This is a genomic window from Streptomyces bohaiensis (assembly GCF_012033785.1).
Taxonomy (GTDB): domain Bacteria; phylum Actinomycetota; class Actinomycetes; order Streptomycetales; family Streptomycetaceae; genus Streptomyces; species Streptomyces bohaiensis.
In genome coordinates this window covers 1-3,424 of sequence record NZ_JAAVJC010000381.1, presented here as the reverse complement: position 1 = coordinate 3,424, position 3,424 = coordinate 1, and the positions used below count along the sequence as shown (strand labels likewise).

The window sequence follows — 3,424 nt, the reverse complement described above, 5'->3', positions numbered from 1 at the left end:
GGGCGGTACCGCGCCGCGTGCGGCGGCGCCCACCCGGGGCGCGCGCGGCCCCGTCCGCATCCACCGGTCGGCCCGTCCCTCGCCCCGAACGGCAGACCCGGCCCCGGCGGGGCGACGGCCGCCTAGCATGGCGGCCATGCCCACCCGCGCCCTGCTCTTCAGCCGCACCACCGGATACCGGCACGCCTCCATCCCGGCCGCGGTCCGCGCGGTCTCCGAGCTGCTGACGGCGCAGGGCTGGACCGTCACGGCCACCGAGGACACCGCGGAGCTCACCGAGCGCCTCGCCGCCGGGGTCGACCTGGTCGCCTTCCTCTCCACCAGCGGGGAGGTCCTCGACGCGGCGGGCCGCCAGGCGCTGCGCGCCCACTGCGAGGCGGGGGGCGGGTTCGCGGGGGTGCATGCCGCCACCACCACCGAGTACGACTGGCCCTGGTACGGCCGGCTGGTGGGCGCGCGGTTCGACGGCCACCCGCCGATCCAGACCGCCGTCGTGGAGATCACCGACCCCGTCCACCCCGCCGTCTCCCACCTGCCGCGACGCTGGCAGTGGAGCGACGAGTGGTACAACTTCCGCGACGGCCCGGCGGACGACGTCCGGGTCCTGGCGACCGTCGACGAGTCCACCTACCGGGGCGGGACGATGGGCGCGCGGCACCCGTTGGTCTGGTGCCACGAGCACTGCGGCGGCCGGTCCTTCCAGACGGCGCTCGGCCACGCCGCCGAGCACTACGCCGACCCGGAGTTCCGGCGCCACCTGCTGGGCGGCCTCGCCTGGGCCCCCCGCCGCGAGGCCGACGCCCCGGTGAGACGCTGACCTCGACGGCGAACCGCCGTCCACCGGTGCCCGGTTGCCGTGGCGCCCTCGGCCCCCGGTGCTACGGTCGCCGGGGCGGGACCGGGCGCCGACGTGCGCCGGCCGAGCGCCCCGCCGTGCCGCCCGGGCGCGGTGTCCGACGCACCGGCAGGACGGGAACGCATGACGAGCGGCGCGCACAGGGCCTACATCGGCTCCTTCACCTCACAGGGCGGACGCGGCGTCACCGTCGCCGCCGTGGATCCGTCGGACGGCGCCCTGACGCGGCTCTCCGACCTCCGGCCGCTGGACAACCCCTCCTACCTGGTGCTCTCCGCGGACGGTGGCACGCTGTACGCGGCGGGGGAGACGGACGCGGGCGCGCTCGCCGCGCTCTCCTTGGCCGACCCCGACCGCCCCTGGCTCCTCGCGCCGCCCACCGCCGCGGGCGGTGCCGGCTCCACCCACCTGGCCGTGGCGCCGCGCCGCGCCTACCTGGCCAACTACACCTCGGGTTCCGTCAGTTCGCTCCCCCTGGCGGAGGACGGGGCCCCGCACGGCGACCCCGTGGTGACCCCGCACCGGGGGAGCGGGCCGGTGACCGAGCGCCAGTCGGAGCCGCACGCCCACGGCGTCGCGGTCTCGGCCGACGGCAGGTGGCTGCTCTGCGCCGACCTCGGCACCGACAGCGTGCTGGTGTACGCGCTGGACCCGGCGGACGGCAGTCAGCGGCCGCACGGCGCGCTGCGCCTGCCCGCCGGCGACGGACCGCGGCATCTCGTCGTCCACCCCGACGGCGTCACCGTCCACGTCGTCAGCGAGCTCGACCCGCAGGTCACGACCTGCCGTTTCGACACGGCCGCGGGGTCGTTGGAGATCACCGCGCGCACCGAGCTGCCCGGCCGCACCGCGTCCGACGACCCCGACTACCCCTCCGGGCTGGGCGTCACCGCGGACGGCCGGTGGCTGTACGTCGCCGTCCGGGGCGCGGACGAGGTCGCCGTGTTGTCGCTGGACGGCACCGACGGGCCGCGGGTGCGCTCCTCGGTGGGGTGCGGCGGCCACTGGCCGCGCGACCTCACCGTGAGCGACGACGGCCGGCGGCTCTACGTCGCCAACGAGCGGTCCGGTGACGTCAGCTGGTTCGCGCTCAACCCGCAGAGCGGACTGCCCGCCCTCGCCGGACGGCTGGAACTGCCCGCGCCGTCGTGCGTGGTGCTGCGAGGCTGAGGGGCCCGCCACGACGGCCGACGGCCGGCCCCCGACTTCGGGGACCGGCCGTCGTGCGGTGTCGGGGCGTCAGTGCGCCGTGGCGGGCTGCGGCTGGATGCCGAGATGACCGGTGTAGGCGGAGAGCACCAGCTTGCCGACGGACGGGTAGGCGCCCAGCGGCTCCGCCATGGCGCATCCGGCCTCCTCGGCGGCCGCGGCCAGCAGGCCCTCGGGGACCTCCGGGCCGATCAGGCAGGGAGCCAGGGCCAGCTGCTGCGAGCCGGACTCCATCAGCTGGCGGGCCGCCGCACCGACCGAGCCCTCGGTGTCCACACCCGCGGTCAGCACCGGGACGGCCAGCCGTGCCGAGAGCAGCATGCCGGTGATACCGGCCGCCTGCTCGGCCTCCTCGCCGCCGACGGTGGCGAGGATGATGCCGTCCGCGGCGGTGGCCACGGTGAACAGCCGTGCGCGGTCCGCGCGGGCGAGGCCGGCTTCCGACAGGCGGACGTGCACCGCCTCCGCCAGCAGCGGGTGCGGGCCGAGCACCTCGGTGAGCGCGGCACCCGAACCGCTGTTGAGGACGGCCTGCCGCAGGGCGCGCAGCTGGACGCTGTCCGGGCCCGCGAGCAGCGGCACGACCACCGCGGGGGGCTCGTCCGGCGACTCGACGCGACCGGCGGTCACCTCGGTCAGCACGTCCTGGAGGGCGGGGTACTCCTCACCCGTCCCCTCGGTGAAGGCGACGACCGCGTGCAGACCGGGCAGCTCCGCGCGGGCGATGCTCACCACTTCTTCGGCCAGGCTCCTGGCCTCGGCACTGGGAGTCCCGGGGACGGCCAGGACCAGCACGGGGGCGCCCTCGGGCGCAGACACCGGCTCCGGGCGGCGGTGCCGTCCTGACTGGCGGGGACGAGGCATTCGTACGGGCAGGCCCGATCCTGGCCCTGTGGAGGAGCTCATGTGGTCGCATGTTAATGCCTTGGTGTGCTCGCATGTTCGGCCGGGGGCGCACGATGACACGACTATCCCTTTTGCGGGTTGATGTCCTGCCTCGGTGGGGGCGTGCACCGTCCGGACGTCACCACCCGGGCGCCGACCGCGCCCCCCGCGCCGATCACCCGGTGTGGGCCACCTGGAGCAGCACGCCGTCGGCGGGCAGCCGCAGCGAGTCGGTCGCCAGCCGGGCCGCCACCAGCAGCGCACCCTCCAGCGGCCCGCCCGCCGCGGGGACGCTCCGGTGACCGGGCAGCGAGCGCTCCAGCGCCGCGTGGAGCGGATCCAGCAGCGGCGCGCCGATGTTCAGCAGGCCGCCGGTCAGCGCCACCACCGGGGCACCGCCGGCCGGAGCGGCCGCTGCGGCGGTCTCCGCGATCTGCCGCCCCGCCTCCGCCAGCACCGCGCCCGCCACCGGGT

Annotated in this window: 3 protein-coding genes and 1 pseudogene; 2 read left to right on the top strand and 2 right to left on the bottom strand. The window is 76.8% G+C overall.

Annotated elements, in window-relative coordinates:
- Nucleotides 1–136 precede the first annotated feature (136 nt).
- Complete coding sequence (locus HCN52_RS22925) at nt 137–817, top strand: ThuA domain-containing protein (protein WP_168090343.1); 681 nt, start codon at nt 137–139, stop codon at nt 815–817.
- Nucleotides 818–979: 162 nt separating this feature from the next.
- Nucleotides 980–2,026 carry a lactonase family protein gene (locus HCN52_RS22920; RefSeq protein WP_168090342.1) on the top strand — a complete coding sequence of 349 codons (1,047 nt, stop codon included), beginning with the start codon at nt 980–982 and terminating at the stop codon, nt 2,024–2,026.
- A 69-nt stretch (nt 2,027–2,095) separates the two neighbouring features.
- On the opposite strand, the gene HCN52_RS22915 is transcribed toward HCN52_RS22920, so the two are convergent.
- Both HCN52_RS22915 and HCN52_RS22910 read right to left on the bottom strand, forming a co-directional pair.
- Nucleotides 2,096–2,971 (bottom strand): sirohydrochlorin chelatase, encoded by an 876-nt coding sequence (locus HCN52_RS22915; protein ID WP_168090341.1) that lies wholly within the window; start codon nt 2,969–2,971, stop codon nt 2,096–2,098.
- A gap of 154 nt (nt 2,972–3,125) precedes the next feature.
- Nucleotides 3,126–3,424, bottom strand: a pseudogene (locus tag HCN52_RS22910) (BadF/BadG/BcrA/BcrD ATPase family protein); the annotation flags it as partial.